The sequence below is a fragment of the Achromobacter arsenitoxydans SY8 genome, from assembly GCF_000236785.1.
Taxonomy (GTDB): Bacteria; Pseudomonadota; Gammaproteobacteria; order Burkholderiales; family Burkholderiaceae_B; genus Achromobacter; species Achromobacter arsenitoxydans.
Map to the genome: position 1 here is coordinate 254,602 of NZ_AGUF01000055.1, position 26,336 is coordinate 280,937.

A 26,336-nucleotide genomic window follows, 5' to 3' on the forward strand; every position below is an offset into this window, starting at 1 on the left:
TCATCATGAACGATAGCCGTTACTCGGCGCCGCACACGGCGGATCCGGACGAGTTCGTGCGGGTCTCCGATGTGGTGAAGATCTTTGGCGACGTGGTGGCCGTGCGTTCGGTCAACCTGTCCGTCAAGCGCAATGAAATCTTCGCGCTGCTGGGCAGCTCGGGCAGCGGCAAGTCCACCTTGCTGCGCATGCTGGCCGGCTTCGAAGAAGCCACCTCGGGCCAGATCCTGCTGGACGGCGAAGACATCACCAGCGTGCCGCCCTATCGGCGGCCGGTGAACATGATGTTCCAGTCGTACGCGCTGTTCCCGCACATGACGGTCGAAGCCAACGTGGCGTTCGGCCTGAAGCAGGAGGGCGTGGACCGCGCCGAAATCCATGACCGCGTGTTCGAGGCCCTGGACCTCGTGCAGATGGCCGGCTATTCGCGCCGCAAGCCCAACCAGCTTTCGGGCGGGCAGCAGCAGCGCGTGGCGCTGGCGCGCAGCCTGGTCAAGCGTCCCAAGCTGCTGCTGCTGGACGAGCCCATGTCGGCGCTGGACAAGCAGATTCGCCAGAAGACGCAGATCGAACTCGTGAAGATCCTCGAGCAGGTCGGCGTGACCTGCATCATGGTCACCCACGACCAGGAAGAGGCCATGACCATGGCTCACCGCCTGGCGGTCATGACCGAAGGCCAGATCGTCCAGTGCGGCACGCCGCAGGACGTCTACGCCTTTCCCAATTCGCGGTTCGTCGCCAGCTTCATCGGGTCGACCAACATGTTCACCGGCACCATCGTGGTCGACGAGCCCGATCACGTGGCCATCGAATGCGCCGAGCTGACCCGCCCGCTCTACGTGAACCACGGCGTGAGCGAGCCGCTGGGCATGGAAGTGCACGTGTCCATCCGGCCCGAGCGCCTGCTGGTGTCGCGCGAGCAGCCCGACGGCGAATACAACTGGGCCCACGGCATGGTCAGCCACATGGCCTGGATGGGCAGCTACGCGCTCTACCAGATCCGCCTTGACTCCGGCAAGACGGTCGAGGCCAGCGTGCCCAGCCGCCTGCTGGCCCAGATGGACGCCCCGGGCATCGACGAGGAAATCTTCGTGAGCTGGGACGCCGACAGCGCGACGGTGCTTGCGTCATGATCCGTTTTTCGCCCCGCGACTGGCTCCCGTCGGGCCGGACCCTGGCGGTGGTGCCGCCGTTTGCATGGCTGGTGCTGTTCCTGCTGCTGCCGTTTCTGCTGGTGCTGAAGATCAGTTTTGCCGAAATGAAATTCGGCATTCCGCCGTACACGTCGCTGGCGCAGTTCCAGGACGAGGCCATCCAGTTCAGCCTGCACCTGCGCGGCTACATCCTGCTGTTCACGGAAAACCAGTATGTCCGGACCTACCTGAGCTCGGTGAAGATCGCCGGCATCACCACGCTGGTGTGCGTGCTGATGGGCTATCCCATCGCGTACTACATCGCGCGGTCGTCGGCGCGGGTGCGCAACCTGCTGCTGCTGGCGGTGATCCTGCCGTTCTGGACCTCGCTGCTGCTGCGCGTGTACGCCTGGGTGGGCATCCTGCGCAACGACGGCCTGCTGAACAACCTGCTGCAGGGCCTGGGGCTGATTTCCAGCCCCCTGGAAATCTACCGCACCGACCTGGCGGTCTATATCGGCATGGTCTACGCCTACCTCCCGTTCTTCATCCTGCCGCTGTACGCGACGCTGGTGAAGATGGACCTGCGCCTGCTGGAAGCGGCCTATGACCTGGGCGCCAAACCCTGGCAGGCGTTCTGGCAGATCACCGTGCCCATGTCGCGCCAGGGCGTGATCGCCGGCGCCATGCTGGTGTTCATTCCGGCGGTGGGCGAATACGTGATCCCGGAAATGCTGGGCGGGGCCAACACGCTGATGATCGGCCGCGTCATGTGGAATGAATTCTTCAATAATGCCGACTGGCCGATGGCCTCGGCCGTGACGTGCGTGATGGTGCTGCTGCTGCTCGTGCCGCTGGTCTACTTCCAGTACAGCCAGGTCAAGCAGCAGGGCCAGGCTGGCGGAGGCCGCCAATGAACGGGCCCAACAAGACGCTGCGCGCCCTGGTGCTGGGGCTGGGTTACTTCTTCCTGTACGTGCCCATCCTCAGCCTGATGGTGTTTTCGTTCAACGAGTCGCCCTCCGTCACCTCGTGGACGGGGTTCTCGTTCCGCTGGTACCACTCGCTGGTCAATGACGACGCATTGCTGCGCGCGGCCTGGCTGTCGTTCCGCATCGCCGTGCTGACGGCCACCGCGGCGGTCATCATCGGCACCTGGGCTGGCTATGTGCTGGCGCGCATGGGCCGGTTCCGCGGCTTTGCGCTGTATGTTGGCATGCTCAGCGCGCCGTTGGTCATCCCCGAAGTCGTGCTGGGCATTTCGCTGCTGCTGATGTTCGTGGAACTGCGGGGCGCGCTGGGCTGGCCGGCGCAGAACGGCATGTTCACGATCTGGATCGGTCACGTGACGCTGTGCATGGCGTTCGTGGCGGTGGTCATCCAGACCCGTATCCGCGACCTGGACCGTTCGCTGGAGGAAGCCGCGCTGGACCTGGGCGCCACGCCCATCACCGTGTTCTTCAAGATCACGCTGCCGCTTATCGCCCCGGCGCTGGCGTCGGCATGGCTGCTGTCGTTCACGCTGTCGCTGGACGACGTCGTGATCGCGTCGTTCCTGTCCGGTCCCGGCTCCAGCACGCTGCCGATGGAAGTCTTCTCGCGGGTGCGCCTGGGCCTCAAGCCCGAGATCAACGCGCTCGCCACCCTGTTCATCCTGGCGGTTGGCACCTGCGTGATCCTCGCCAACCGCATGCAATGGCGCAAGGAGGCCGATTCCAAATGAAGCAAACCACTCTGTACGGCCTGGCCAAGTGCAGCACCTGCGTCAAGGCGCGCGACTGGCTGACCGAGCACGGCGTCGATCACGCCTTCGTGGACTACCGCGACAATCCCGTCCCCGCCGCCACGCTGACATCCTGGGCCGGCCAGGTCGGCGGCTGGGAAAAGCTGGTCAATCGCGCCTCCATGACGTGGCGCAATCTGCCCGAAGACCGCAAGACCGCCCACACCGACGCCCAATGGACCAAGCTGATCGCCGAGTTCCCGGCGCTGGTGCGCCGTCCGGTCACGGTGACGCCGGATGGCGAGGTGAGCGTTGGCTTCAGCGAAAAGCGCTACGGCGAACGCTTCGCCTGAGCCGCCGGCCCGGGCAGGCCGGGCGCTGCCCGACGCCTTTTTCGACCGCGACGCGGCCCAGCTTGCGCGCGAGTTGCCGGGCAAGGTGATCCGCCACCGGGTGGGCGGCCTGTGGCTGTCGGCCCGCATCATCGAGACCGAGGCCTACTACCTGGAAGAGAAGGGCAGCCACGCTTCGCTCGGCTACACGCACAAGCGCCGCGCGCTATTCATGGACGGCGGCACGGTCTATATGTATTACGCCCGCGGCGGGGATTCGCTGAATTTCAGCGCGGGCGGCCCGGGCAACGCCGTGCTGATCAAGTCCGCCTACCCATGGACGGATGCGCTGTCCGGCCCGGAGGCGCTGGCGCGCATGCGGGAACTGAATCCCGACGCGCAGGGCAGGCCCCGCCCGCCCGGCGCGCTCTGCGCAGGCCAGACGCTGCTGTGCCGGGCGCTCGGCCTGAAAGTTCCGGATTGGGATGCCCGCCGCTTCGATCCCGAAGCGTTGTACGTCGAAGACGTGGGCGAGGCGCCGCCGTATCTCATCTGCACCACCCGCCTGGGCATTCCGGCGGGCCGGGACGAACACCTGAGCTATCGCTTCGTGGACCCGGCCTACGCCGCCTTCTGCACGCGCAATCCCCTGCGGCGCGGGCAGCGCGCGGGGCATGACTACGTGTGGGTGGACCGCCAGGGCATTGTGCTGCCCGAAGCGCCGGCGGGTGGCTAGAAGCCGGCTTCCCGGACCCGTCTGGCCAGGGATTCCCGCAATTCCGCATACTTGCGCTGGATGCGGCGACGATTGAGCCGCTTGCTCCATGCGTACAGCGGAATCAGCGGCATTACGCCGAATCCGTCGATCAGGTAGAGGCCTTTCTTGCCGTCGGCGTTCAGGCCCACCGCGATATTGCTGGCGGACATGTCGTGCACCACGACGTGGGCATCGGCCAGGTCGTCGAAGAATTCGTCCAACTGCGCCTTCAGGGCGTCATCGAGCAGGCCTTTCATGGCCAGGTCGGTCACGGTGGGTGCCATATTGCCGGCTTCGTCGGTGATTTTTTCGACCAGCAGGCCCAGGCCCAGCGAGGTTTGCGCGGCGCCCAGGATGCGCGCCATGGGAACCTGCCACACGCCCGAAGGCCGGGTAGTGGTGGTGACGTATTCGGAGAATTCGTTCAGATAGACGCGGTAGGCGCTTTCGCGCTGATACTGCTTGTACCAGCGCTTGAACGGCCGCTCTTCCAGGAAGATGGCGCGCGCGCGCATGTCCATGACCTTGACCAGCAGGAATGGCGCGTGCGGGTGCTGGAAGACATGGCGGTCTCCACCCGTGGCAAGCGGCGTTTCGGAATCCAGGTCCAGGGGACCAAACATGGACTGGAACGAAATTGTGGGCCTACTTGGGGAGCGGTTGACGGGGATCAAAGAAGAAGTGCGGTTCCGTGTAGGTGGCCGTCAGTTTAATCCGGTTGCCCTGTCGTGTCTGCCGGATCGCCGCGCATTGTGGTGAATCTGGCTGGAAGGGGGAGGGCATGGGCCCTACAATTCGCGCTTTGGAGATGGTTTCCTTGAACGACATTCTGCTTTGGGTCGCGGCGGGCGGCGCGGTGTTGGCCTTTTTGGCGGCGGTGCTGGCCTGGCTGCGGCCGTCCTCGTCCGATGCCCGCCTGGACGCCTTGCTTGAAGGACTGGAACGAACCGAACGCGCGCTGCGCGCCGACATCGCCGAGGGCCAGCGAGGGTTGCGCAGCGAGTTTGCGGAATCCACGCGCGCGCTCCGGGTGGAACTGTCGCAGTCGCATGGCGACCTGCGCGCCGGCCTGTCGCGCGACGCTCAGGCTGCACGGGCGGAATCCGCCGAGTCGCTGGCGCGTTTCGCGGCAGGGTTTTCCGAGCAATTGCAGGGGCTCATCCAGATCAACGAACGGCGCCTGATGGAAGTGCGCGCCACGGTGGATCAGCGTCTGCAAACGCTACAGACGGAAAACGGGGCCAAGCTCGACGAAATGCGCCGCACGGTCGACGAAAAGCTCCACGCGACGCTGGAGCAGCGCCTGGGCGAATCCTTCCGGCTCGTGTCCGATCGCCTCGAAGCCGTGCACAAGGGGCTGGGCGAAATGCAGGCCTTGGCGGCCGGCGTCGGCGACCTGAAGCGGGTGCTGACCAACGTGAAGTCGCGCGGCACGTGGGGCGAAGTGCAGCTGGCCCGGCTGATCGAAGACAACATGACGCCAGACCAGTACGCCAGCAACGTCAAGCCCGTGCCGGGCAGCGACGCGGCGGTCGAATTCGCCATCCGCCTGCCGGGCCGCGGCGACGGCGGCGCCCCGGTCTGGCTGCCGATCGACGCCAAGTTTCCCAAGGAAGAGTACGAGCGTCTCATGGACGCCCAGGAAGCCGCGGACGCCGAAGGCGTCAGGACGGCCGGCGCCGCACTGGGCCGGGCGGTAGAGGTGCAGGCGCGCCTGATCGCCGGCAAGTACATCGCGCCGCCGCACACCACCGATTTCGCCATCATGTTCCTGCCCACGGAAAGCCTGTATGCCGAGGTCCTGCGGCGGCCCGGCCTGCTGGACAAGCTGCATGAGCTGCGGGTCAATGTGGCGGGGCCGAGCAATCTGGCGGCGCTGTTGAACAGCCTGCAGATGGGCTTTCGCACGCTGGCGATCGAGCAGCGATCCTCCGAAGTCTGGCAGGTGCTGCGGGCCGTCAAGACCGAATTCGGCAAGTTTGGCGAAGCGCTGGCAAGCGTCAAGAAAACGCTGGACACCGCCAGCAACAAGATCGGTCAAACCGAAGTGCGTACCCGCGCAATGCTCAGAAACCTGAAAAGCGTGGAAGCGTTGCCCGAAGCCGATGCCATGAGGCTGCTGGGCGGAACGGGCGCGGCGGATCCGGCAGATGCGGACGACGACGCCGAGGACGGGGGCGCGCCGACCGCGGGCCCGACCTGATCCGCCAAGGCGAAGACGGCGGGCGCGTCCTGGGGGCGGCTTGTTGCCCGCCCTGACTGCCGATATCCTCATGCTTACGGCATTTCGCCGTCGATCCCAGGAGCATCGCAAGCATGAGCACCGCCGAACGCCATGATTCCTCTTCCCTCGACGCGACGGCGCTGGGCGCCGACATCGCCCAGGGGGCCACGACGGCGCTAGCCGCCATGCAGCAGGCGGTGGACCGGGTGGCGGCCCGCAATCCCGCGATCAACGCGGCTTGCGGCGTGGAGGCGGAGGCCGGCCTGCGCCTGGCCCAGGCGCTGGACGCCGAACTGGCTTCCCTGTCGTCCGAACAGCGCCTGGCGCAATTGCGCGACCGTCCGTTCCTGGGCGTGCCCACGCTGCTCAAAGACCTGGCCACGGCCGCCATCGGCCTGCCCAGCGCCATGGGGTCGGTGCTGTACGGCCATGTCGAATGGAATCTCGACGCCGAAATCGTCAAGCGCTACCGCCGCGCCGGCCTGATCCCCTTTGGCCGCACCACCAGCGCTGAACTGGGCCTGAGCCCCACCACCGAGTCCCCGGCCTATGGCCCTCCCACGCAAAATCCCTGGAAAGCCGGCCATAGCGCGGGCGGATCCAGCGGCGGCGCGGGCGCGGCGCTGGCCAGCGGCATGGTGCGCATTGCGCATGGCAGCGACGGCGGCGGCTCGATCCGCATCCCCGCATCCTGCTGCGGCGTGCTGGGCCTGAAGCCCTCGCGCGGGTTGATGCCGCTGGGCCCGCTCAAGGGCGAAGGCTGGGGCGGTTTGGCCACCGAACACATGATGACGCTGTCGGTGCGCGATTGCGCGGCGTCGCTCGACATCAGCGCGGGCGCGGACGTGGGCGCGCCTTATGCGGCGCCCGCCGGGCCCGCGGACTCCTACCGCGACGTCGTGGCGCGCGTGGCGGCCGATCCCCGATCGGCCACGCGCCGCCGCATCGCCTTCATCAACACCACATACGAGGGCGCCGCCATCCATCCCGACGTCGCCGCGACGCTCGACGAGGCCGCGCGCTTCTTTGCCTCGCTGGGGCACGAACTGGTGGAGGCGGCTCCGCCCGTGGGATCCGAGGAAGTCCTGTCCCCCATGCTGCCGCTGATCGCCAGCGCGGCGGCCAACGCGATTGACAGCTTCGTGGCCGCGCGCGGCAAGCGCCTGGCCGCCGATGAACTGCAGCCCACGACGCTGGGCGCGCGCGAGTACGCCCGCGCGATCTCCGGCGCGCAATACGTGGCCTGTGTCGACACCTGCCATGAAATCACCCGGCGCGTCGGCCGCTTCCTGCATCGCGACGGCGCCCAGGGCCATGACCTGTTCCTGTCTCCGGTGCTGGCGCAGCCGCCCGCGCCCATCGGCCGCTATGCGATGGACAACGCCGACTACCTGGCCTACCGTCTGGGCAAGAAGGGCGTCATCGGCTATTCGCCCTTCGCGCCCCTGGCCAACCTGACCGGCATGCCCGCCATTTCCATCCCCTTCGGGATGTCCACTGACGGTCTGCCCATCGGCATCCAGATCATGGGGCCGCTGGGTTCCGAGGCGCTGCTGCTTGAACTGGCGGCGCAGGTCGAGGCCTTGCGGCCCTGGGCCCTGACGGCGCCCATGGCCAGATAAGGTCCACGCAGCGATGCGCGCCGCGCGGGCCGGCGGCGCATCGGCCGATCGAAACAGGGAGTTGCCATGTCAGCGTTCGCGACGCATACCGTGCTCAACCAGGTGCCGCCCCTGGAAGACTATTCCCTGTACGACACCGACCCGGCCCTGCGCGAGGCGGTGCGCCGCGAAGGCGCCGACGCCTGGGCAGGCGACCTGAATGCGCACGGCGCCTGGCTGGGCCGGGCGCAGACGCTGGCGGCCGGCGCCGAGGCAAACCGCTGCCCGCCGCGCCTGCTGTCCTACGACCGCGCCGGCCACCGCGTCGACCGCATCGAATTCCATCCTTCCTGGAACCTGCTGATGGACGGCATCATGGCGCGCGGGCTGCACAGCCGCGCCTGGATGCAGCCGGCTCCGGGCGCCCACGCGGCGCGCGCCGCGGCCTATCTGATGCAGGGCCAGGTCGAGGCGGGGACCCTGTGTCCGACCACCATGACCTTCGCCGCCGTGCCCCTGTTGCAGCGCGAACCGGCTGGGGCGGTGGACTTTGCCGGTCAGTGGCTGCCGGCGCTGTACGCCCGCGAATTCGACGGCAGCGATGCGCCGCTGTCTGCCAAGCGCAGCGCCCTGATCGGCATGGGCATGACCGAAAAGCAGGGCGGCTCCGATCTGCGCGCTGTCACGACCCGCGCCACGCCGCTGGGTGCGCCGGGGCGCGGCGGCGCCTACCAGCTGGTGGGCCACAAGTGGTTCTTCTCGGTGCCGCAGGCCGACGCGCATCTGGTGCTGGCGCAGACGGACCTGGGCCTCAGCTGCTTCTTCGTGCCCCGCTGGATTCCCGACGGTCCGCGCAACGCCGTGCGCGTGCGGCGCTTGAAAGACAAGCTGGGCAACCGCAGCAACGCGAGCGCGGAAGTCGAATTCGAAGAGGCCTGGGGCGTCATGGTCGGCGAACCCGGGCGCGGCCTGGCGGTGCTGCTGGAAATGGCCGGCGCCACGCGCCTGGACTGTGTGCTGGGCAGCGCCGCGCTCTTGCGCCAGGCGCTGGCGCAATCGGCGCATCACGCGCTGCACCGGCACGCCTTCGGCAAGGCGCTGATCGACCAGCCCCTGATGCGCAACGTGCTGGCCGACCTGGCGCTGGAAAGCGAAGCGGCGATGGCCCTGGGCATGCGGCTGGCGCGCGCCGTGGACGAACGCGCCGGTGCGGGCGCGCGGGCCCTGGTGCGTGTCGGCACGCCCGCCGCCAAACTGTGGGTCTGCAAGCGCGCGGTCGCCGCGGTGGCCGAGTGCATGGAGGTCTGGGGCGGCAACGGCTACGTGGAAGAGGGGCCGATGCCCCGGCTCTACCGCGAGACCCCGGTCAATTCCGTATGGGAAGGCTCGGGCAACGTCATGGCGCTGGACGTGCTGCGCGCCCTGCAGCGCGAATCCGAGGCCCTGCCGGCGCTCGAGGCCGAGTTCGCGCGCGCCGCAGGCCAGCACCGGGCGTTCGACGAGGCAGTGGATCGCTGGAAGCAGCTGCTTGCCGACGGCGCGCAGGCGGAATTCCACGCGCGCCGTGTCGCAGGCGGGCTGGCGCGGCTGTGGCAGGCGGCCTTGCTGATCCAGCATGCGCCGGACGCCGTGGCGCAGGCGTTCGTCGGCAGCCGCCTGCAGGCGGGCGGGCACATGTTCGGCGAACTGTCCGCCGGCGTCGATACCCAGGCGATCCTGGCAAGGGCGTGGCCCGCCGCCGCGTGCTAAATTTCCTGGCTCAAGCAACTTTTCCGCATTTCTACCGCCATGCTCTCCCAGCAAGAACTCAAGCAGCAAGCCGCAGACGCCGCCCTGGAATTCGTCGAACAGGCCGCCGGCCCGGACGTCATCATCGGCGTGGGCACCGGATCCACGGCCGACCTGTTCATCGACGGCCTGGCGCGTTTCAAGGGCCGGATCGGCGGAACCGTGGCCAGCTCCGAGCGCAGCGCGGCGCGCCTGGCCGGGCATGGCCTGAAGGTGCTGGACCTGAACGACGTGTCGTCCATGCCCATCTACGTGGACGGCGCCGACGAGATCGACGCCAACCTGCACATGATCAAGGGCGGCGGCGGCGCGCTGACGCGCGAGAAGATCGTGGCGTCGGTCGCTGAGCGCTTCATCTGCATCGCCGACGAATCCAAGCTCGTGCAGACGCTGGGCAAGTTCCCGCTGCCGCTGGAAGTGATTCCCATGGCGCGCGAGTCCGTCGCCCGCGCGCTGGTCGCGCTGGGCGGCCAGCCCAAGCTGCGTGACGGATTCGTCACCGACAACGGCAACATCATCCTGGACGTGTCCGGGCTGTCCATCAGCGATGCGCCCGCGTTCGAGGCCCGCGTCAACAACCTGCCCGGCGTCGTGACCTGCGGCCTGTTCGCCCTTGCCGGCGCCGACGTTGCGCTGCTGGCCACCCAGAGCGGCATCCGCCGGCTCGACCGCCGTTCCTGATTTCCGGGTCCGCCCGCGGCGCCCGCCGGCCCGTCTTGCGGGCGGCGGGGCCCCCATTCATAATCCTGTCACACTTGGGTCATAACCTTGCGGGTTGTGCAGGCCCATCTCGTAACCTCTCTCAATTTCGGGGCAATGCAATGAGATCAACCACGCAGGGAGCCCGGATGACGGAGCATACAAACAAGCAGTTCGACGCCGATCTGGAAAGCGTCCGTTCGCAATTCTTGCAGATGGGCGGCGTGGTGGAAGCCATGATCCAGGAGGCCATCGACGCGCTGGCCAGCGGCGATCTGTCGCTGGTCGAAAAGGTGCGTGAGCGGGAAAAGGAAGTCAACCGCCACGAAGTTGAGATCGACGAAAGCATCAGCCGCATCCTCGCCCGTCACCAGCCCACCGCGATCGACCTGCGCATGTTGATGGCCGTATCCAAGATGCTCACCGACATGGAGCGTTCGGGCGACGAGGCCGAAAAGGTCGCCACCGTCGCGCGCCGCGTCCACGAGGGCGAACTGCGCCATATTCCCGTGATCGAACTGCGCCACATGGCCGCCAACGTGCGCACCATGCTGCACCAGGCGCTGGATGCGTTTGCCCGCCTTGATCCCATCCTGGCCGCCGCCGTCGTGCGCAGCGACAAGGAAGTGGACAAGGAATGGAAGGGCGCGCTGCGCCACCTGATCACCTACATGATCGAAGATCCGCGCACCATTTCGCGCGCCATCGACATGATCTTCATCGCCCGCGCGCTGGAACGCATCGGCGACCACGCCAAGAACATGTCCGAACGCGTGATTTACATGGTCAAGGGCGCCGATGTGCGTCATACCGGCGTGAAGAACACCGAACGCCTGGCGCGCGGCGAAGAAGAGTCCGAGGACTCCGCAGACCAGAAGTAAGCGAAAAACGCTGCCGCCGTTATGGCGGCAGCGCCGCTCCCTGGCATAGCCGGGGATCCGGCACGCCAGGCTTGCCGCCATCAATGCGTCCCGCCAGCCGGCGCCCGAAGGCCGGCAGCGCGGGCGCCACGACCTCCAGGTCGTACCACCCTTCACAGCCCAAGTACTTCAGCTCGACCGCGCCGCCCGCGGACACGTGCGCCATGGCGCGCCAGCCGTCCGCCATTCTCGATTCCACCCTGACCGGCTGCGGCGTATCGCCGTGGTTGACCAGCCGCAGGCGCAGGCCCGATGTCACGGGCACCAGCTGCGCTTCCAGCACGCCGGCGTCCTGCGCATCTCCGCGATACTGCCGGTGAAAGCCGTCGGGCCCCAGTAGCCACAAGTCATAGGCGCCGCCGCTTCCCAACCGCCAGCCGTCGTCCAGGCGCGCGCCCGCGCCCACGGTGTAGCGCCGCGGCGGCTGCGTCAGCGCGTGGCGGTCGTAGACATGCAGCACGGCGCCCGCGCTGCCCGAATTGCGCAACGTCAGCCGGTAATGCTCGCCGTCCGCGGTCATCCGTCCGACGGCCTCCAACGCATAGGGCAGGGGGCAGGCATGGCGGATGCTGTCGGGGTGATGGGGACCCCGGTCGCCCGCGAAGTCGAACGCCGAGGTCAGGTCGCCCGCCACCGCGCGCCGCCAGGGGCTGATGTTGGGCTCGGCCACACCGAAGCGGGCCTCCAGGAAGCGGATGACGGAGGTGTGGTCGAACACCTGCGAATTGACCCAGCCGCCGCGGCTCCAGGGTGAAACCACCAGCATGGGCACGCGCGGTCCCAGGCCGAAGCCGCGCCCGTGCAGGCCGGGCGGGTCGTCCGGGGTCGACGCGCTGGGGCCGTGGCGCGCGTCATGGTATTCGCCGTCGAGGTCGACCGTGGACAGGCCGCCCGACTGGCCGTCGGAGCGCCGGGCCGGAGGCGCCGGCGGCGGCATGTGGTCGAAGAAGCAGTCGTTCTCGTCGTAGGTGACGAAGAACACGCACCGGCTCCAGGTCTCGGGGTGGCGGGTCAGGATGTCCAGCACCCGTTCGGTGTAGGCGGCGCCCCGGCCGGGGGAGGAGACTTCGGGGTGCTCGGAGTCCGCCGCGGGCGCGATGATCCACGACACGGCGGGCAGCGCGCCGTCGGCAACGTCGCGGGCCAGGTCGTCCAGCGTGCGGGTGGACAGCGCCCGGCCGCGCAGGGATGCGCCGGTGGCGGTGTCCGCCTGCTGCTCGCGGTATTGCCTGAAGCCGGCCAGCGGATTGTCGTTGTAGTTGTCCGCCATGTCCTGGTAGATCCGCCAGTCCACGCCCGCCGCCTGCAGGCGTTCGGGGTAGGTGGTCCAGGCATAGCCTTCGTCCGCGGGGCCCAGGCGGTCGAACGTGTTTACCAGGGCCGGGCCGCCGGCCAGGCCCTGCGGGTCGTTGGTGCCGGTCCAGAGGAACAGCCGGTTCGGATTGGTGCCCGCCTGCATCGAGCAGTGGTAGGCGTCGCAAAGGGTGAAGGCGTTCGCCAGCGCGGTCTGGAACGGCACGTCGGCGCTCCGGTAGGCGCCCATGCCCAGCCGGCTCTTGGCGGACAGCCACTGGTCCATGCAGCCATCATTCCAGGCCCGTTGCGCATCGTCCCAAGTATGCGGGGTGATGTAGCCCACCGGGATGTCGCTGGCGTATTCCGCCTGCAGCGAATAGGGGCTGCAGCGCGTCTCGCCGTCCGCCTGCGTCATGACGGTGCCGGTGGCGGTAGGCGCGGGATGCGGATCTGCAAAACCGCGCACGCCGGGCAGCGTGCCGAAATAATGGTCGAAAGACCTGTTTTCCTGCATCAGGATGACGACGTGGCGCACGTCTGCCAGCGTGCCGGTCTTGCGATCGGGTTCGATCTGCAGGGCGCGCCTGATGGTGGGGGACGGGGTGCCGGGAATGAACGCGCGCGATTCTTCTTTCATGACAGCACTAATACGGCCAACGGTATTTGAATCTTAAGGCACCAAACACAAAGCCCCTCGCGAGCGAGGGGCTTGGGGGCGCGTGCCGCGGGGGGCGACGCGGCGGGATCAGGCCGAGGGCGGGACGTAGCCGTCGGCTTCGACGCTGCCGTCTTCGAACAAGTAGCGTTCCATCTGTTGCTGCAGGTACTTGCGCGCGCGGGCGTCGGCCAGGTTCAGGCGGTTTTCGTTCACGAGGCGGGTCTGCACGCCCTTCCAGTCTTCCCAAGCTTCCTTGGAGATGCTTTGCCAGATTCGCGTGCCGACTTCGCCGGGGTAGGGCGGGTAGTCCAGCCCTTCGGCTTCACGCTTCAGTTTTACACAGTTGACGATACGGGCCATGGTTCGCTGCCGGAAAAATGAATAACGCCACATTTTAGCGGGCTTGGCGTCCACGGGGCGCCAAGCCCCTTCAGGTTCCGCGGATTGGGTCCGCGGGCCTTTCCTAGAGCTTCTTGATGAAGACCAGGCTGTTGCGGGAACGGTTGTAGTTGTTCTGCTTTTCGCGGGGCAGATCGGCGATGCCGCCCTGCACGAACCCGCGCTTCATGAACCAGTGCGAGGTCCGGGTGGTCAGCACGAACAGCCGCTTGGCGCCCGAGGCGCGGGCGCGGGACTCCATGTGGCGCAACAGGATCTCGCCTTCGCCCGACCCCTGCCATTCGGGGTGCACGATAAGGCAGGCCATTTCGGCCATCTGCTCGTCGGGGAACGCATGCAGCGCCGCGCAGCCATAGATGACGCCGTCGTGCTCCAGCACGGTGAAGTTTTCGACGTCGCGCTCGACCACGCTGCGGGGGCGCGGCACCAGCGTGCCGTCGGCCTCCAGCGGTTCGATCAGGCTGAGGATGGCGCCCACGTCGTCGATCGTGGCGGGACGCAGATCGTCCAGCGTGTCCTCGACCACCATGGTGCCCACACCGTCGTGGGTGAAGATTTCCAGCAGGACGCTGCCGTCCAGTTCGAAGGGCAGCAGGTGCGCGCGCGCCACGCCGCGCTTGACGGCCAGCGACGCGTACTGCAGGAACGAATGCGTTTCCTCGTCCAGTTCGCCGGCGGCGAGCAGCGCGTCGGCGTCGACGCGGGCCAGTTCGGTGTCCAGCGTGCCGTCTTCGTTCAGCACGCCCTGAGAGCTGGACAGGAAGATCAGCTTTTCGGCGCGCAGTCCCACTGCAACGCTGGTCGCCAGGTCTTCCATGGCCAGATTGAAGGCGTCTCCCGTGGGGGAGAAGCCCAGCGGCGACAGCAGCACGACCGACGAGCCTTTCTCGATGGCGAACTTCAGCGCCTCGATGTCGATCTTGCGGACCTGGCCGGTGTGCTTGTAGTCCACGCCGTCCAGCACGCCGGCGGGGCGCGCGGTGACGAAGTTGCCCGAGATTACGCGGATGTGCGCGTGCGACATGGGCGTGTTGGGCAGGCCCTGGCTGAACGCCGCCTCGATGTCCAGGCGGATCTCGCCGGCGGCCTCCTTGGCGCATTCGAGGGCCGCGGCGTCGGTGGGGGACAGGCCGCGGTCGAACTGCTGCGTGAAACCTTTCAGGCGCAGCTGTTCATTGACCTGAGGACGCGAACCGTGCACCAGCACCAGTCGGATCCCCAGCGAAGACAGCAGGGACAGGTCCTGGACCAGCGCGTTCAGCGCGCCGGCCTGCACCAGTTCGCCGCCAAACGCCACCACGAAGGTCTTGCCTCGGAACGCGTGCACGTACGGCGCGACGTCTCGGAACCATCGCACAAACTGCGCAGCGGCGAATTCGGGGGCTTCAAGGGCGGAGACGGTGTCTGGTTCCAGGTCGGGCATGATGGTTGGAGGGCTTCCTGATGATGAGTTGGAGCGCGGCGCCTTGCCGCGCCTTGCGCCGCCATGCGGCGGCGTGGCGAAATTATATGACCGCCGCGAGCGCGCGCAGGGGGGAAATCAGGCCATATTTGGTGCCGGATTTCTCGGCTTTCGACCTGGAAGCCATTCAGGGGCTCAGGGAAATTTATAATGCCGGGCTAACCGGACTATCGTACATGCCTGAATCAACCCGCCCGCGGGCGCCCCGGGCCGCTGCCGCGGCGGCTCCCGCAACCGCCGGGCCGGCGCAGGGCGCGCCCCGCGGCCCGCGCCCAGAACGGCCCATTCCCGCCGTCACCTATCCCGAAGACCTGCCCGTCAGCGCGCGGCGGCAGGAGATCGCGCGCGCCATCGCCGGCCACCAGGTCGTGATCGTCAGCGGCGAAACCGGGTCGGGCAAGACCACCCAGCTGCCCAAGATCTGCCTGGAACTGGGCCGCGGGCGGCAGAAGATGATCGGCCATACCCAGCCGCGCCGGCTGGCCGCGACCTCGGTGGCCAAGCGCATCGCCGAAGAGCTGAACACGCCCATGGGCGAAGTGGTCGGCTACCAGGTCCGGTTCAACGACCGCACCGGGCCCAATGCGTCCATCAAGCTGATGACGGACGGCATTTTGCTGGCCGAGTCGCAGCGCGATCCGCTTCTGCGGCGCTACGACACGATCATCATCGACGAGGCGCACGAACGCAGCCTGAACATTGATTTCCTGCTGGGCTACCTGAAGCAGCTGCTGCCGCGGCGCCCGGACCTGAAACTGATCATCACGTCGGCCACCATCGACGCCGAACGCTTTGCGAAGCATTTCGCGGCGTCCGAGGACAAGCCCGCGCCCGTGATCGAAGTGTCCGGCCGCCTCTACCCGGTCGAGGTCCGCTACCGCCCGGTGCGCGAGGAGGCCGCCGCCGAGGAAGGCGCGGCGCCAGCGGCCAAGGCCGGACGCGACCGCGAGCGCATGTCGGGCGACGAGGAACGCGACCTGATCGACGCCATCGTGGACGCCGTGGACGAATGTGCGCGGCATGGACCCGGCGACGTGCTGGTGTTCCTGCCCGGCGAACGGGAAATCCGCGAATCCGCCGAGGCGCTGCGCAAACGGCATCCGGCCGGAACCGAGGTGCTTCCGCTCTTTGCCCGCCTGTCGCAGGCCGAGCAGGAACAGATTTTCCGTCCGCGAGGCAATGCGCGGCGCATCGTGCTGGCCACGAACGTGGCGGAAACTTCGCTGACGGTGCCGGGCATCCGCTTCGTGGTCGACAGCGGCCTGGCGCGCATCAAGCGCTATTCCTGGCGCAACAAGGTCGAACAGCTGCGCATCGAGCCCATCAGCCGCGCCTCGGCGAACCAGCGCGCCGGCCGTTGCGGCCGGGTGGGGCCGGGCGTTTGCATCCGGCTCTACGACGAGCTGGACTTCAACAACCGTGCGGCCTTCACCGATCCGGAAGTGCTGCGCTCGTCGCTGGCGTCGGTCATCCTGCGGATGAAGTCGCTGAAGCTCGACGACATCGAGCAATTCCCGTTCGTCGAGGCGCCGCCCGGACGGGCGGTGGCCGACGGCTACCATCTGCTGCAGGAGCTGGGGGCGATCGAGCTGGCCACGGCGTCCGATGACGACAACGACGCCGGGCGCACCGGCGCCGCTTACGTGCTGACGCGCACCGGTCATGAACTGGCCAAGCTGCCGGTGGACCCGCGTATCGGCCGGATGATCCTGGCCGCGCGCGAACATCAATGCCTGGCCGAAATGCTGATCATCGCGTCGGCGCTGTCCGTGCAGGATGCGCGCGACCGGCCCATGCAGGAACGCGAGGCGGCCGAGGCTGCGCACGCCAAGTTCGCCGATGACAAGTCGGAGTTCATTTCCTTCCTGAAACTGTGGCGCTGGTACGGTGAACAGGTGCAGCACAAGGCCTCGCAGCGCAAGCTGGTGGGCCTGTTGCGGCAGAACTTCCTGTCGCCGATCCGGCTGCGCGAATGGCACGACGTGCATACGCAGCTGGCGGCGCTGGTGGGCGAGCAGGGCTGGCGCGTCAACCAGTCCGAAGCGACATACGAGCAGCTGCACATGGCGCTCCTGTCCGGCTTGTTGGGCAACATCGGCTTCAAGAGCGACGAAGGCGGCAACTATCAAGGCGCCCGCGAGATCCGCTTCCACATTCATCCGGGCTCGCGGCTGGTGAAGAAGGCCGGCCGCTGGATCATGGCCGCGGAACTGGTCGAGACCACGCGCCTATATGCGCGCTGCGTGGCGCGCATCGACCCCGTGTGGCTCGAAAAGGCGGGCGCGCACCTCATCCGCAAGAACTGGTCGGATCCGCGCTGGGAAAAGAAGGCCGGGCAGGTCGTGGCCAACGAGCGCGCCACGCTCTACGGCCTGGCCATCTACACGGGCCGGCGCATCCATTACGGCCGCGTGAATCCCACGCATGCGCGCGAACTCTTCATCCGCCAGGCGCTGGTGCCGGGCGAAATTGATACTCGCCTGCCTTTCGTGGCGCACAACCGCAAGCTGATCGCAGGCATCGAAAAGCTGGAGCATCAGACCCGCCGCCCGGACATCCTGGTGGACGATGAACTGATTTACGCCTTCTACGACCGTCAGCTGCCCGCCGACATCTCGCAGACGGCGTCGCTGGAAAAATGGGTCAACGGCCTGGACAAGGCGTCCGCCGCCAAGCTGATGCTGACCCGCGACGAGCTGATGCGCCACGAGGCGGCCGGCGTCACGACGGACGTCTTCCCCAAGAAGGTCGAATGGCAGGGCGTGTCCATGGCGCTGGACTACCACTTCGAGCCGGGTTCCCCGCGCGACGGCGTCACCTTGGCGGTGCCGCTGTTCGCCTTGAACCAGATTGATCCGGCGCGATGCGAATGGCTGGTGCCCGGCATGCTGAAGGAAAAGGTGCACCTGCTGCTGAAGTCGCTGCCGCAGAAGCTGCGCCGCCATTGCGTGCCGCTGCCCGACTACGCGGCGGGCTTCTACGACCGCTGGTTCGACCGGCTGGCCGATCCGCAGCAGGGCCTGGTGGACGCCATCATTGCCGACATGTGGGATCAGGTGCAGGTGCGCCCGGCGGTGGGCGACTTTAAGCTCGAGACCCTGCCGGCCCACCTTTTCATGAACTTCCGCGTGGTCGACGAGCACGGCCGCATGCTGGCCGCCGGCCGCAATCTGGCGCAGTTGCGCGCCGAGTTCGGCAAGCAGGCCCAGGCTACGTTCCAGCAGTTGGCCGCCAGCGACACGCAGGTCGCCCAGGCGCTGGCGCACGAGAACCTGACCTCCTGGTCCTTCGGGCCGCTGCCGGAGATCATGGAAATCAAGCGCCGCGGGCAGTCCGTCATTGGCTATCCGGCGCTGGTGGACCGTGGCGCGCATTGCGACCTGGACGTGTTCGACGATCCCGACGAAGCGCGCAAGCACCATCGCGCGGGCCTGCTGAAGCTGTTCCGGCTGGGATTGCGCGAACAGGTCAAGTTCCTGGAAAAGAACCTGACGGATCTCACCAAGATCAGCATGCTGTACATGACGCTGGGCACGCAGGAAGAGCTGCGCGATCAGATCATCGACTGCGCGCTCGGGCAGGCCTGCCTGGCCGAGCCCTGGCCCGTGAACGAGCAGCAGTTCGAGGCCCGGCGCGCGGAAGGCAAGGGCCGGCTGGGCCTGCTGGCCCAGGAAGTGGCCAGGCTGGCCGGGGGCGTGCTGACCGAATACGCAGCGCTGCAGCGCAAGCTGCCCCAAGCCAAGCCGCATGCCGCTGCCTATGCCGACCTGCAACAGCAACTGGGCGCGCTGATGCCCAAGTGGTTCATCCGCGATACGCCGTACGCGCAACTGTCGCATTTCCCGCGTTACCTGAAGGCGGCGGTGGCGCGCATCGACAAGCTGCGGGCCGATCCGGCGCGGGATGCGAAGCTGGTGTCGGAAATGGCGCCGCTGGTCACGCAGTACCAGCGTGCGCGATCGGCGCTGAAGGGCGCGCCCGATCCCCGGCTCGACGAGTTCCGCTGGCTGCTGGAAGAGTTGCGGGTAGCGTTGTTCGCGCAGGAGCTGCGCACGCCCATGCCGGTTTCGGTCAAGCGCCTGATGAAGAGCTGGGAATCCTTGCAGCGCTAGCCGGCGCCGCATGAAACAAGGGCCGCAATTACTTGCGGCCCTTGTTTTTTCCGGCTTGGCTACAGCGCCAGGAACCCGGCGATCACCAGGATGATCAGGCCATACTTGGTGGCCTTGTAGACGTTGCGGTTCCACGCCTTGAAGGCCTTGCGCTTCTGGTCGATCACCCAGTGCGCGTGGGTCAGCTTGTTGATGGCGCCGGTCTGGTCGCTGCCGTCATTGGGCGAACTGGCGGCCGACATGACCACGCGCCCGAACCAGCGGTTGAAGCGTTCGGCCCAGCGCCACTTCAGCGGGCGCTCGACGTCGCAGAACAGGATGATCCGGTTTTCGCCCGTTTTGTTGTAGGCCTCGTGCACGTAGGTTTCGTCGAACACCACGCTTTCGCCATCGCGCCAGCTGTAATGTTCGCCGTCCACGATGATGTGGCAGCCGTCGTCGTTAGGGGTCGCCAGGCCCAGGTGGTAGCGCAGCGATCCCGCGAACGGATCGCGGTGCGGATTCAGCTGGCCGCCGGGGGGCAGTTCGGCGAACATCGCCGCCTTGACCTTGGGCAGGGTCTTCAGGATGGCGACGGTCTTGGGGCAGAGTTCTTCCGCCGACGGGTGGCGGGCGTCGTACCACTTCAGGTAGAACCGCTTCCAGCCGTACTTGAAAAAGGAATTGAAGCCGATGTCGTTATGGGTGTCGGCTGCCTTGATCCGGCGAAGCTCGGCCATTTGCATGGCTTCCTCGCGGATGGTCTCCCAGTTGTCGTCCAGCACCTTGAGCTCGGCGATTTCGCTCGTCGTCAGGTAGGGGGTGGACGGCACCCGCGAGGTCAGCACCATGAAGGCGTTGATGGGAGCCAGCAGGACGGAGTGGTCCAGCAGTTGCCGGCCCAGGGGCAGCTTGACGCGTCCGCGAAAGTGCGCGAACAAGATGGCGGCAAGCCAGATTCCGGGAATTAGCCATTTCATACGTAAATCTCGTTCTGCCACGAGGAAGTGCGGTATCGGGTGTATTGTCCCATAAGCGCTAGGTACAATTCCGCCATGTCCGAAGCCGCTACGTCCTCCAATCCGACCCCATTTGTTCACCTGCGCGTTCACTCCGAGTTCTCGGTCGTGGACGGCACCGTGCGCATTCCCGATCTCATCAAGCGCGTCGCCAAGCTGGGCCAGCCCGCCGTCGCGCTGACCGACCTGTCCAACCTGTTCGGGCTGATCAAATTCTACAAAGGCGCCCGCGGCGCGGGCGTCAAGCCCATCGCGGGTTGCGACGTCTGGATCACCAATGACGAGGATCCGGCCAAGCCGTTCCGCTTGCTGCTGCTGGTGCGTAACCACCAGGGCTACCTGAATCTGTGCGAATTGCTTTCCAAGTCCTTCCTGACGAACCAGGGCAAGGGCCGCGCCGAAATCCGCCGCGAATGGCTGCAAGGGCAGGAAGGCCTGATCGCCCTGTCGGGCGGGCGCGCGGGCGATGTGGGACAGGCGCTGGACGCCGGCAATGCGGTGTCGGCGCTTGCGCTGGCGCGCCAATGGGCGCTGCTGTTCCCGGGCAGCTATTACATTGAACTGCAGCGGGCCGGCATGGACGGCGACGAAGGCTATTGCCAGGCCGCCATGCGGCTGGCGGCCGAGGCCGGCTTGCCGGTGGTGGCCACGCACCCGGTGCAATTCCTGGACGAATTCGAATTCCAGGCGCACGAGGCCCGCGTCTGCATCGCCGAAGGCGAAATTCTCGCCAATCCGCGCCGCGTCCGCCGGTTCTCCAAAGAGCAGTACCTGCTCAGCTCGGAAGAAATGGCGCGGCGCTTTGCCGATGTGCCCTCTGCGCTGGCCAACACGGTGGAAATCGCCAAGCGCTGCAATCTCAGCCTGGTGCTGGGCAAGCCGCGCCTGCCCAACTTCCCGACGCCCGATGGCGTGACGCTGGACGATTACCTGGTCCAGCTGTCGGAGCAGGGGCTGGAAAAGCGCATGGAGTTCCTGTTTCCGGACCCGGCCGAACGCGAGTCCAAGCGCGAGCAGTACTACGAACGCCTGCGCTGGGAATGCAAGACCATCATCCAGATGGGCTTTCCCGGCTACTTCCTGATCGTGCAGGACTTCATCAACTGGGGCAAGAGCAACGGCGTGCCCGTGGGACCGGGGCGCGGTTCGGGCGCCGGCTCGCTCGTGGCCTATGCGCTGGGCATTACCGACCTGGATCCCATCCGCTATGACTTGCTGTTCGAGCGCTTCCTGAATCCCGAGCGGGTTTCCATGCCCGACTTCGATATCGACTTCTGCCAGGACAACCGCGAACGGGTCATCGACTACGTCAAGGAAAAGTACGGCCGCGCGGCCGTGAGCCAGATCGCCACCTTCGGCACGCTCGGCGCCAAGGCCGTGGTGCGCGATGCCGGCCGCGTGCTGGACATGCCCTATATGTTCTGCGACGGGCTGTCCAAGCTGATCCCGTTCAACCCGATGGATCCCTGGACGCTGGAACGCACCCTGAAGGACGAACCGGCCTTCAAGGACCGCTACGAGCAGGAAGAAGAGGTCCGTTCGCTGGTCGACCTGGCCAAGCCCCTGGAAGGCCTGACCCGCAACATCGGCATGCACGCGGGCGGCGTGCTCATCGCGCCCGGCAAGCTCACGGACTTCTGCCCGCTGTATTGCCAGCCTGGACAGGAAAACAGCGCGGTCTCGCAGTTCGACAAAGACGACGTCGAAGCCGCGGGCCTGGTCAAGTTCGACTTCCTGGGCCTGCGCAACCTGACGATCCTGGACTGGGCCGTGCGCTACGTGCGCCAGTTCAACGAAGACAAGCGCGACTTCGACGTCATGGCGCTTGCCCTGGACGATCCGGCGGCCTACAAGATCCTCTGCGACGCCAACACCACCGCGGTGTTCCAGCTGGAATCGCGCGGCATGAAGGAACTGCTCAAGAAGCTGCGTCCCAACACGTTCGAAGACATCATCGCCATGCTGGCCCTGTACCGTCCGGGGCCGCTTGAATCGGGCATGGTGGACGACTTCGTCAACCGCAAACACGGCCGCGCTGCCGTGGACTATTTCCACTCCGACCTGGAGGCCACGCTCAAGAGCACCTACGGCGTCATCGTCTACCAGGAACAGGTGATGCTGATCTCCCAGATCATCGGGGGATACTCGCTGGGCGGCGCCGACCTGCTGCGCCGCGCCATGGGCAAGAAAAAGCCCGAGGAAATGGCCAAGCACCGCGAGCTCTTCGAAAAGGGAGCCAAGGAAAAGGGCCATGATCCGGATCTGGCGGTCAAGCTCTTCGACCTGATGGAGAAGTTCGCGGGATACGGCTTCAACAAGTCGCACTCGGCCGCGTACGCGCTGATCTCGTACCAGACCGCCTGGCTCAAGGCCTACCACCCGACCGAATTCCTGGCCGCCACCATGTCCTCGGACATGGACGACACGGACAAGGTCCAGATCTTCTGCCGCGACGCCCAGGACAACGGCGTCGAAGTCCTGCCGCCCGACGTCAATTTCTCGGGATACCGCTTCGAGCCGGTCGCCGACAAGCACACCGAAAAAGGCAAACCGCCGCGCACGATGCGCTACGGCCTGGGCGCCGTCAAAGGCACTGGCCAGGGCGCCGTCGAAGACATCCTGCGCGCGCGCAAGGAAGGCGGACCGTTCCTCAACCTGTTCGACTTCTGCCGCCGCGTCAGCAAGCAGGCCGTCAACCGCCGCACCATCGAGGCCCTGATCAAGGCGGGCGCGTTCGACACCATCGAACCCAACCGCGCCGCGATGCTGGCCTCCGTGCCCACCGCCATGGAAGCGGCCGAGCAGGCCGCCCGCAGCGCCAACCAGGCGTCGCTGTTCGGCGACGACAGCGGCGACGTGGTGGCCGGCGAGCTGGCCAAGGTGGCGCCCTGGGACCTGCACAAGAAGCTCACGGAAGAAAAGTCCGCGCTGGGCTACTACTACAGCGGCCACCTCTTCGACGCGTGGCGCGACGAAGTGCGCCGCATCGTGCCGATGCAGCTCGTCCGCGTGGAGCCGCAGCGAGACCTGCAATGGATGTGCGGCGTGCTGGCCAGCGTGCGCGTCATGATGACCCGCCGCGGCAAGATGGTCTTCGCGGTGCTGGACGACGGCACCGCGCAGGTCGAGATCTCGGTCTTCAACGAACTCTACGAAAAGCACCGCAACCGGCTGCGCGAGGACCAGCTCGTCATCGTCCAGGGCAAGGTCAGCAACGACGACTACTCCGGCGGCATGCGCATCGTGGCCGAGCAGCTCTATGACCTGCAACTGGCGCGCGAGGCCCGCGCCAAATCCCTGCGGGTCAAGCTCAACGGCAGTGCCGACGCGGCCCGCCTGCGCCAGATGCTCAACCCGTTCCGAGCCGAACCCGAAAACGGCATTCCCGGCGTGCCGGTGGACATCGTCTACACCAAGAACAATTTCTTGTGCACGGTCAGGCTCGGCGAGGAATGGCGCGTCCGCATGGCCGACACGCTCCTGGCGAACCTGAACGACTGGACCAAGCCGGACGGCGTGGAGGTTACCTACTGATGCCCAGCCTGCGTATCGTGCATTCCGAGGCCGCCACCAATTTCGGCGGCCAGGAAGGCCGGATCTTCAAGGAAATGACGGCGATGCGCGCGCGCGGCCATCATCTCGAGGCAATCTGTCAACCGCAGGGCTTGCTGGCGGGGCGGCTGTCCGAAGCCGGATTCACCGTTCATGCCATCAGGATGGACGGGCCCGCGAATTACGTGAAGGGCGTGATGGCCGTGCGTGCCATCCTGAAGCAGGGGCGCTTCGACGTGCTCAACACGCACAGCCGGCGCGACACCGTAATCGCGGCCCTGGCCGGCCGGCTGGCGGGGACACCGCTGATCGTGCGCACCCGGCACCTGTCCAACAAGGTCGGGTCGATGTGGTCCTACACCATCCTTCCGCACCGGGTCACCACCGTCAGCGACCACGTGCGCGAATACCTGATCAGCCGCGGTGTGGCGGCCGAGAAGGTGGCGACCGTGTATTCGCCCATCGTGCTGCCCGCGCCAGTGGAGCGTTCCACCCTGCGCGACGAACTGGGTCTGGCCGACGACGACATCGTCGTGGGTTGCGTGGCCGTCATGCGCGCCACGAAAGGTCACAAGGACCTGATCGACGCCATCGCGCCGCTCATGGCGGTCCGTCCCAAGCTGCACCTGGTGTTTGTCGGCGCCGGTTCGCCGGTCTTCGAGCAGACGCAGGCCTATGTGGCCGAACGCAAGCTGCAGGACCGCATCCACCTGATGGGAACGCGGCGCGATGTCCCCAACCTGCTGGCGGGGTTCGACCTTTTCGCCCTGGCGACGCAGCAGGAAGCGTCCGGCACCGTCTATGTCGAGGCGCAGGCCAGCGGCTTGCCCGTAGTCGGCACCGACGTGGGCGGCGTATCCGAGATGTTCCGCCACGGCGAAACCGGCTTTCTGGTTCCGCCCAAGAATTCCGCCGCGCTGACCCAGGCGCTTGAGCGCCTGATCGACGACCCGGTCCTGCGCCGGCGCATGGGCGACGAGGGCCGCCGCATGGTTTGGGAAGAAGGGGTGTTTTCGCCCGCCCGCCTGGCCGAGAATACCGAGGCCATTTACACCAAATGGCTGGCGGAGCGCCGAGGATGAACGCGCCCAACGTTCCGGTGCTGATGTACCACCACGTCACGCCGGCCGGCGGCATGATCGCCGCCACGCCTGATGTCTTCGAAGCCCAGATCGCGCGGCTGGCGCGTGCCGGTTACCAGTCGCTGACCGCCGCGCAGTTCGCCGGCTATCTGGCCGGCGCAAGCGTGCCCGAGCGTTCCGTGCTGATCACGTTCGACGACGGCTACCTGAACAATTGGGTGCACGCGCATCCGATCCTGGCGCGCCATGGCATGCGCGCGCTGCTGTTCACCATCACGGGCTGGATCGGCGACGGGCCCGTCCGTCCCCATGCCGGACAAGGGCAGGCGCTGCCCGCGACGCCCGACCATGACGCCTGCAAGCAGCTGGTGGCGGCGGGCCGCGCCGACGAGGCCATGCTGCGCTGGAGCGAAATCGAGGCCATGCAGGCGGCGGGCACCTTCGAATTTCATTCGCACACGCACACGCATACGCGCTGGGACAAGGTCTGCGGCGCCGACGTGAACGCCAAGCGCGAGCACATCGCGCAGGAACTGCACGATTCCCGCGACACCCTGATCCGGCGGCTGGGCGCGGCCAGCGACCATCTCTGCTGGCCCCAGGGCTATTTCGACCCGGATTACGTGGCCGCCGCCCGCCAGGCGGGTTTTCGCCACTTGTACACTACCGACCCTTTCGGCCAGAACACGCCTGGCGCGGACCCCGGACACATCTATCGGTTCGCGGTGCGCAATCAGGGCGGCTCCTGGCTGAACCGCCGTATCTGGCTGTCGCGCGACCCGTTCTGGGGCCCGCGCTATCACGCCTGGAAGGCCTGGAAAAAGCGTCTTAGGAATCGCGGATGAAGCTATCAGTCATCATCATCACCAAGAACGAAGCGGCGAACATCGCCGCCTGCCTCAAGTCCGTTGTATTCGCCGACGAATTCATCGTGGTGGATTCTGGCAGCACGGACGGCACTGTAGAGCTGGCGCAGGCCCTGGGCGCCCGGGTCGAGGTGACGTCCGACTGGCCCGGCTTCGGGCCTCAGAAAAATCGCGCGCTTGACCTGGCCACCGGCGATTGGGTGCTGTCCATCGACGCCGACGAGCGCGTCACGCCTGAACTCGCCCGTGAAATCCAGGACGTGCTTGAGGCGCCGCAGGCCGACGCCTACGAAATCGCCCGCCTGTCCAATTTCTGCGGGCGCGACATCCGCCATAGCGGCTGGTGGCCCGACTACGTGCTGCGCCTGTTCAAGCGGGGCACGGCGCGCTTCACCGACGCCGCCGTGCATGAACGAGTGGTGCCCGCCAACGGGCGGCCGCTGCAGTTGCAGGGTTACTTCAATCATTACCCGTACGAAAACCTGGAAGCCCTGATCACCAAGGTCAACCGCTATTCCTCCGACGCGGCAGCGATGATGTACGCCAAGGGCCGGCGCACATCGGTCTTCGGGGCGCTGGGCCACGGATTCTGGACCTTCGTGCGCATCTATCTGATACGGCGCGGTTTCCTTGACGGCCGCCACGGCCTGGTGCTGGCCGTGATCGCCGCAACCGGCAGTTTCCTGCGCTACGCCAAGCTCATGTTCCTTTCCGCCAGCCGCAAGTGACACCCA

At 66.8% G+C, this 26,336-nt stretch carries 21 protein-coding genes; 16 read left to right on the forward strand and 5 right to left on the reverse strand.

Annotated elements, in window-relative coordinates; genetic code table 11:
* Nucleotides 1–5 precede the first annotated feature (5 nt).
* From KYC_RS16845 to KYC_RS16865, 5 genes are read left to right on the forward strand one after another with little or no spacing between them, the layout of a single operon-like run.
* Entirely contained in the window at nt 6–1,133 is a 1,128-nt protein-coding gene (locus KYC_RS16845) for an ABC transporter ATP-binding protein (RefSeq protein WP_008164498.1), read from the forward strand.
* Nucleotides 1,130–2,050, forward strand: coding sequence for an ABC transporter permease subunit (locus KYC_RS16850; RefSeq protein WP_008164500.1), 921 nt, complete (start codon nt 1,130–1,132; stop codon nt 2,048–2,050). Before KYC_RS16845 ends, KYC_RS16850 begins: the two co-directional genes overlap by 4 nt.
* A complete protein-coding gene (locus tag KYC_RS16855) occupies nt 2,047–2,856 on the forward strand; it encodes an ABC transporter permease subunit (RefSeq protein ID WP_008164502.1) in 810 nt (269 codons plus the stop codon). The genes KYC_RS16850 and KYC_RS16855 overlap by 4 nt, the downstream gene beginning before the upstream one ends.
* Nucleotides 2,853–3,209, forward strand: a complete 357-nt coding sequence (locus KYC_RS16860; protein ID WP_008164504.1) for a Spx/MgsR family RNA polymerase-binding regulatory protein — start codon at nt 2,853–2,855, stop codon at nt 3,207–3,209. The genes KYC_RS16855 and KYC_RS16860 overlap by 4 nt, the downstream gene beginning before the upstream one ends.
* Nucleotides 3,169–3,924, forward strand: a complete 756-nt coding sequence (locus tag KYC_RS16865; RefSeq protein ID WP_274428590.1) for a DNA-3-methyladenine glycosylase — start codon at nt 3,169–3,171, stop codon at nt 3,922–3,924. The genes KYC_RS16860 and KYC_RS16865 overlap by 41 nt, the downstream gene beginning before the upstream one ends.
* Here the strand turns inward: KYC_RS16865 and KYC_RS16870 are convergent.
* Nucleotides 3,921–4,568: a PhoP regulatory network YrbL family protein gene (locus KYC_RS16870; RefSeq protein ID WP_008164508.1), complete on the reverse strand. Its 648-nt coding sequence runs from the start codon at nt 4,566–4,568 to the stop codon at nt 3,921–3,923. The genes KYC_RS16865 and KYC_RS16870 overlap by 4 nt on opposite strands.
* On the opposite strand from KYC_RS16870, the gene KYC_RS29675 reads away from it, so the two are divergent.
* The 6 genes from KYC_RS29675 to phoU all read left to right on the forward strand — a co-directional run bounded on the left by KYC_RS29675 (nt 4,567) and on the right by phoU (nt 11,138).
* Entirely contained in the window at nt 4,567–4,704 is a 138-nt protein-coding gene (locus KYC_RS29675) for a hypothetical protein (RefSeq protein ID WP_167310261.1), read from the forward strand. The two genes, KYC_RS16870 and KYC_RS29675, sit on opposite strands and share 2 nt — an antisense overlap.
* A 49-nt stretch (nt 4,705–4,753) precedes the next feature.
* Nucleotides 4,754–6,148, forward strand: a complete 1,395-nt coding sequence (locus KYC_RS16875) for a DNA recombination protein RmuC (RefSeq protein WP_050814905.1) — start codon at nt 4,754–4,756, stop codon at nt 6,146–6,148.
* Nucleotides 6,149–6,261: 113 nt separating this feature from the next.
* The gene (locus KYC_RS16880; protein ID WP_008164510.1) at nt 6,262–7,791 is read left to right on the forward strand and encodes an amidase; all 1,530 of its coding nucleotides are present in this window, start codon (nt 6,262–6,264) and stop codon (nt 7,789–7,791) included.
* Between the two features lie 66 nt (nt 7,792–7,857).
* Nucleotides 7,858–9,519 (forward strand): isovaleryl-CoA dehydrogenase, encoded by a 1,662-nt coding sequence (locus tag KYC_RS16885; RefSeq protein WP_008164512.1) that lies wholly within the window; start codon nt 7,858–7,860, stop codon nt 9,517–9,519.
* A 39-nt stretch (nt 9,520–9,558) separates the two neighbouring features.
* A complete protein-coding gene (rpiA, locus tag KYC_RS16890; protein ID WP_008164520.1) occupies nt 9,559–10,239 on the forward strand; it encodes a ribose-5-phosphate isomerase RpiA in 681 nt (226 codons plus the stop codon).
* A gap of 167 nt (nt 10,240–10,406) precedes the next feature.
* Entirely contained in the window at nt 10,407–11,138 is a 732-nt protein-coding gene (phoU, locus tag KYC_RS16895; protein WP_008164521.1) for a phosphate signaling complex protein PhoU, read from the forward strand.
* A 19-nt stretch (nt 11,139–11,157) separates the two neighbouring features.
* On the opposite strand, the gene KYC_RS16900 is transcribed toward phoU, so the two are convergent.
* The 3 genes from KYC_RS16900 to argA all read right to left on the reverse strand — a co-directional run bounded on the left by KYC_RS16900 (nt 11,158) and on the right by argA (nt 14,953).
* Nucleotides 11,158–13,110, reverse strand: a complete 1,953-nt coding sequence (locus tag KYC_RS16900) for a phosphocholine-specific phospholipase C (RefSeq protein ID WP_008164522.1) — start codon at nt 13,108–13,110, stop codon at nt 11,158–11,160.
* A 108-nt stretch (nt 13,111–13,218) separates the two neighbouring features.
* Nucleotides 13,219–13,491: an oxidative damage protection protein gene (locus KYC_RS16905; RefSeq protein ID WP_008164523.1), complete on the reverse strand. Its 273-nt coding sequence runs from the start codon at nt 13,489–13,491 to the stop codon at nt 13,219–13,221.
* 103 nt (nt 13,492–13,594) lie between these two features.
* Nucleotides 13,595–14,953, reverse strand: a complete 1,359-nt coding sequence (gene argA / locus KYC_RS16910; RefSeq protein ID WP_008164524.1) for an amino-acid N-acetyltransferase — start codon at nt 14,951–14,953, stop codon at nt 13,595–13,597.
* A gap of 215 nt (nt 14,954–15,168) precedes the next feature.
* Here argA and hrpA point away from each other — a divergent pair, with 215 nt between their 5' ends.
* On the forward strand, nt 15,169–19,104 hold the full coding sequence (gene hrpA, locus KYC_RS16915) for an ATP-dependent RNA helicase HrpA (RefSeq protein ID WP_008164525.1): 3,936 nt from the start codon (nt 15,169–15,171) through the stop codon (nt 19,102–19,104).
* 59 nt (nt 19,105–19,163) lie between these two features.
* On the opposite strand, the gene lpxO is transcribed toward hrpA, so the two are convergent.
* Nucleotides 19,164–20,063 carry a lipid A hydroxylase LpxO gene (gene lpxO / locus KYC_RS16920; protein WP_008164526.1) on the reverse strand — a complete coding sequence of 300 codons (900 nt, stop codon included), beginning with the start codon at nt 20,061–20,063 and terminating at the stop codon, nt 19,164–19,166.
* Between the two features lie 75 nt (nt 20,064–20,138).
* On the opposite strand from lpxO, the gene dnaE reads away from it, so the two are divergent.
* The 4 genes from dnaE to KYC_RS16940 are packed head-to-tail and all read left to right on the forward strand — an operon-like array spanning nt 20,139 to nt 26,330.
* A complete protein-coding gene (gene dnaE / locus KYC_RS16925; protein ID WP_008164529.1) occupies nt 20,139–23,636 on the forward strand; it encodes a DNA polymerase III subunit alpha in 3,498 nt (1,165 codons plus the stop codon).
* Nucleotides 23,636–24,736, forward strand: a complete 1,101-nt coding sequence (locus tag KYC_RS16930) for a glycosyltransferase family 4 protein (protein ID WP_008164532.1) — start codon at nt 23,636–23,638, stop codon at nt 24,734–24,736. Before dnaE ends, KYC_RS16930 begins: the two co-directional genes overlap by 1 nt.
* Nucleotides 24,733–25,581 carry a polysaccharide deacetylase family protein gene (locus KYC_RS16935; RefSeq protein WP_008164536.1) on the forward strand — a complete coding sequence of 283 codons (849 nt, stop codon included), beginning with the start codon at nt 24,733–24,735 and terminating at the stop codon, nt 25,579–25,581. Before KYC_RS16930 ends, KYC_RS16935 begins: the two co-directional genes overlap by 4 nt.
* Nucleotides 25,578–26,330 carry a glycosyltransferase family 2 protein gene (locus KYC_RS16940; RefSeq protein WP_008164539.1) on the forward strand — a complete coding sequence of 251 codons (753 nt, stop codon included), beginning with the start codon at nt 25,578–25,580 and terminating at the stop codon, nt 26,328–26,330. Before KYC_RS16935 ends, KYC_RS16940 begins: the two co-directional genes overlap by 4 nt.
* Nucleotides 26,331–26,336: the final 6 nt, after the last annotated feature.

Bases quoted from the DNA above. Each gene is read 5' to 3' on its own strand.
- KYC_RS16875 (WP_050814905.1), top strand. From the start codon at position 4,754: ATGGTTTCCTTGAACGACATTCTGCTTTGGGTCGCGGCGGGCGGCGCG.
- hrpA (WP_008164525.1), top strand. From the start codon at position 15,169: ATGCCTGAATCAACCCGCCCGCGGGCGCCCCGGGCCGCTGCCGCGGCG.
- rpiA (WP_008164520.1), top strand. From the start codon at position 9,559: ATGCTCTCCCAGCAAGAACTCAAGCAGCAAGCCGCAGACGCCGCCCTG.
- KYC_RS16850 (WP_008164500.1), top strand. From the start codon at position 1,130: ATGATCCGTTTTTCGCCCCGCGACTGGCTCCCGTCGGGCCGGACCCTG.
- KYC_RS16900 (WP_008164522.1), bottom strand. From the start codon at position 13,110: ATGAAAGAAGAATCGCGCGCGTTCATTCCCGGCACCCCGTCCCCCACC.
- KYC_RS16885 (WP_008164512.1), top strand. From the start codon at position 7,858: ATGTCAGCGTTCGCGACGCATACCGTGCTCAACCAGGTGCCGCCCCTG.
- KYC_RS16855 (WP_008164502.1), top strand. From the start codon at position 2,047: ATGAACGGGCCCAACAAGACGCTGCGCGCCCTGGTGCTGGGGCTGGGT.
- lpxO (WP_008164526.1), bottom strand. From the start codon at position 20,063: ATGAAATGGCTAATTCCCGGAATCTGGCTTGCCGCCATCTTGTTCGCG.
- KYC_RS16935 (WP_008164536.1), top strand. From the start codon at position 24,733: ATGAACGCGCCCAACGTTCCGGTGCTGATGTACCACCACGTCACGCCG.
- KYC_RS16940 (WP_008164539.1), top strand. From the start codon at position 25,578: ATGAAGCTATCAGTCATCATCATCACCAAGAACGAAGCGGCGAACATC.
- KYC_RS16860 (WP_008164504.1), top strand. From the start codon at position 2,853: ATGAAGCAAACCACTCTGTACGGCCTGGCCAAGTGCAGCACCTGCGTC.
- KYC_RS29675 (WP_167310261.1), top strand. From the start codon at position 4,567: ATGGACTGGAACGAAATTGTGGGCCTACTTGGGGAGCGGTTGACGGGG.
- KYC_RS16870 (WP_008164508.1), bottom strand. From the start codon at position 4,568: ATGTTTGGTCCCCTGGACCTGGATTCCGAAACGCCGCTTGCCACGGGT.
- KYC_RS16930 (WP_008164532.1), top strand. From the start codon at position 23,636: ATGCCCAGCCTGCGTATCGTGCATTCCGAGGCCGCCACCAATTTCGGC.
- KYC_RS16905 (WP_008164523.1), bottom strand. From the start codon at position 13,491: ATGGCCCGTATCGTCAACTGTGTAAAACTGAAGCGTGAAGCCGAAGGG.
- phoU (WP_008164521.1), top strand. From the start codon at position 10,407: ATGACGGAGCATACAAACAAGCAGTTCGACGCCGATCTGGAAAGCGTC.
- argA (WP_008164524.1), bottom strand. From the start codon at position 14,953: ATGCCCGACCTGGAACCAGACACCGTCTCCGCCCTTGAAGCCCCCGAA.
- KYC_RS16880 (WP_008164510.1), top strand. From the start codon at position 6,262: ATGAGCACCGCCGAACGCCATGATTCCTCTTCCCTCGACGCGACGGCG.
- KYC_RS16845 (WP_008164498.1), top strand. From the start codon at position 6: ATGAACGATAGCCGTTACTCGGCGCCGCACACGGCGGATCCGGACGAG.
- dnaE (WP_008164529.1), top strand. From the start codon at position 20,139: ATGTCCGAAGCCGCTACGTCCTCCAATCCGACCCCATTTGTTCACCTG.